2 protein-coding genes are annotated in these 2634 nt (G+C 74.8%); one reads left to right on the forward strand and one right to left on the reverse strand.

What is annotated here, in order from left to right; translation table 11 throughout:
* Nucleotides 1–2110, forward strand: a 2110-nt coding sequence (locus ACJA3G_RS34795) for an ATP-binding protein (RefSeq protein ID WP_406557026.1), incomplete at its 5' end; no start/stop codon positions are given.
* Nucleotides 2111–2159: 49 nt separating this feature from the next.
* Here ACJA3G_RS34795 and ACJA3G_RS34800 read toward each other — a convergent pair.
* Nucleotides 2160–2531 (reverse strand): NPCBM/NEW2 domain-containing protein, encoded by a 372-nt coding sequence (locus tag ACJA3G_RS34800; protein WP_406557027.1) that lies wholly within the window; start codon nucleotides 2529–2531, stop codon nucleotides 2160–2162.
* Nucleotides 2532–2634 lie beyond the last annotated feature (103 nt).

A 2634-nucleotide genomic window follows, 5' to 3' on the forward strand; every position in this document is an offset into this window, starting at 1 on the left:
CGCCGCCGCCCCCGCCCTGCTCGTCCTCGACAACTGCGAGCACGTCGTCGACGCCGCCGCCCGCCTCGCGGAGACGCTGCTGACCCGCTGCCCGGGCCTGCGCGTCCTGGCGACCAGCCGGGAGCCCCTCGGGGTGCCCGGCGAGCGGGTCCGCCCGGTCGAGCCGCTGCCGCCCGACCCCGCGTACCGGCTCTTCACCGAGCGCGCCCGTACCGTACGGCCCGACTTCGACCCGGCCGACGACCCCGACGCCATCGCCGAGATCTGCCGTCGGCTCGACGGGCTGCCGCTGGCGATCGAGCTGGCCGCCGCCCGGCTGCGGCTGCTCGCCCCGCGCCAGATCGCGGACCGCCTCGACGACCGCTTCCGCCTGCTGACCAGCGGAAGCCGGACCGTACTGCCCCGCCAGCAGACCCTGCGCGCGGTCGTCGACTGGTCGTGGGAGCTGCTCGACGAGGGCGAACGCGCGGTGCTGCGCCGCGCCTCCGTCTTCGCCGGCGGCTGGGACCTGGCCGCCGCCCAGGCGGTGTGCGGCCCGACCGACGACCTCGCCGCGCTGGTCGACAAGTCCCTGGTGGTGGCCGCCCCCGAACCGGACACCGGCCAGATGCGCTACCGGCTCCTGGAGACCATCCACGAGTACGCCGCCGAGCGCGCGGCCGAGACCCCGGACCTGCTCGACGACGCCGCCCGCGCCCACACCGCGTACTACCGCGAACTGGCCCAGGAGGCCGACCCGCTGCTGCGCTCGCACGGGCAGCTCGCCTGGATCCGCCGGCTGGAGCGCGAGCTGGACAACATCCGGGCCGCGCTGCACCGCACCACCGCCGCTGCCTCCGACCCCGCCGGGGCCCGCGACATCGCTCTCGCCATGGGCTGGTTCTGGTGGCTGCGCAACTACCGCGCCGAGGCGGTGGCGTGGGTGGACCGCGTCCTCGCGTGCGAGGAGGCCGCCGAAGGGCCCGAGGACCCGCGCTACTGGCCCCGGACGCGGCTCGCGCTGCTGCGGATCTTCCTGCTGGAGGAGTCCGGCGCGGCGGAGCGGCTGCGCCGGCCCGAGACCCTGGCGGAGATGGAGCGGCTGCGCGACGCGTTCTCGCCCGGCGGCCCGGAGTCGGCGCGCTTCCCCGGGCTGCTGTGGCCGTTCGCCGCCTTCCTCACCCGCACCACCGCGGAGGTCCGCGACTGCGTCGACTCCGTCGTCGCCAACTGCCGTGAGTACGGCGGCGAATGGGAGATCGGCGTCAGCCTCATGTTCCGTACGCACATGGTCATCGACATGCCCGGCGGTGTCTGGGACATCGACGGCGACCTCGCGGAGCTGCGGACCCTGAGCCGTCGCGTCGGTGACCGCTGGATGCGCGCCCAGGTGGCCAGCGCCGCCGGGGAGGCCGCGATGATGCGCGGGCTTCCCGCGCTCGCCCGGCCCGAGTACGAGGAGGCGCTCGGCCTCGCCCGCGAGGTCGGCGCCAACGCCGAAGCACCGTTCCTGCTGGCCCGTATCGCCGAACTCACCTACCGCGCGGGCGACCTGGCCGGCGGCGCCAAGATCCTCGAAGAGGCCGAGGCGGAGGCCGTCCGCTACAGCGTCTTCGACACCCGCTCCTACATCCACTATCTGCGCGGCTGCATGGCCCTGGACACCGGCGACACGGCCACCGCGCGCGCGGAGTGCGACGCGGGCCATGCGGAGAGCGCCCGCACCACCCCGCCGCCGCACTTCAGCGCCATCCTGGAAGGCCTCGACGCGCGCGTCGCGGCCGAGGAGAGGGGACCGGCCACCGGCTTGCGCGGACTGGCCTCGGCGCTGCGCAACGCCGACGCGGCGGGCTGCGCCGACATCCTCCTCGCCCACTTCGCGGAGGGCGCCGCGCGGCTCCTGCCCGATCTCGGGGAACCCGTGCTCGCCGTACGGGTGCTGGCCGCCGCCGAGGCCTGGCGTGCCGGAATCCCGCTGTGGGTCCCGGACCGCACGGCCCTGGACGCCCTGCGCACCCGCCTGCGCGACGAGCTCGGCCCTTCCGCCTACGAGGAGCAGCGCGCGGCGGGCTCGGCGCTCACCGCGCCGGAGGTCGCGCGGGTGCTGGAAGACGTCGTCGACGGCCGCTGACAGGCAGCCGACCGCCGTCAGTGACCGGATCACGCCGGTTTTCGTACGGCTAACGGCAGTTGATGACCGACTTCGCCCAGTCCGCCAGCGCCACCGAACCGAACGGCGTGTGCGGGGCGACCACCAGACGGATCGTGCGGTGGCCGGTGAGGTCGGCGTGGACCGGCACCGCGGGGTCCCCGCCGTGCATCACGGGCGAGCGCCATAGCAGCGTCCGGTCCCCGTAGACCGAGAACCGCACCGCGCCCAGACCCATGGTCAGGTCGTCGACCCCGGCGAACGCGTCATAGCTGGAGCACTGCCGGTTGAGGTCGATGGTGACGGCGGAGCGGGCGTGCACGGTCACGCCGTGGCTGTACGACCGGCCGTCGATCGCCAGGCCCCAGCGCTGCCAGAGCCAGCTGGACGATCCGAGCCGCACCTCGGGCTTGCTGTGGTCGCCGAACGTGCCGTACTGGAGGCGGTTGACCTGGTAGGACGCCGCCGGCGGCGTCCTACCAGGTCAACCGCCTCCAGTACGGCAC

The organism is Streptomyces sp. YS-3 (genome assembly GCF_045257485.1).
Taxonomy (GTDB): Bacteria; Actinomycetota; Actinomycetes; order Streptomycetales; family Streptomycetaceae; genus Streptomyces.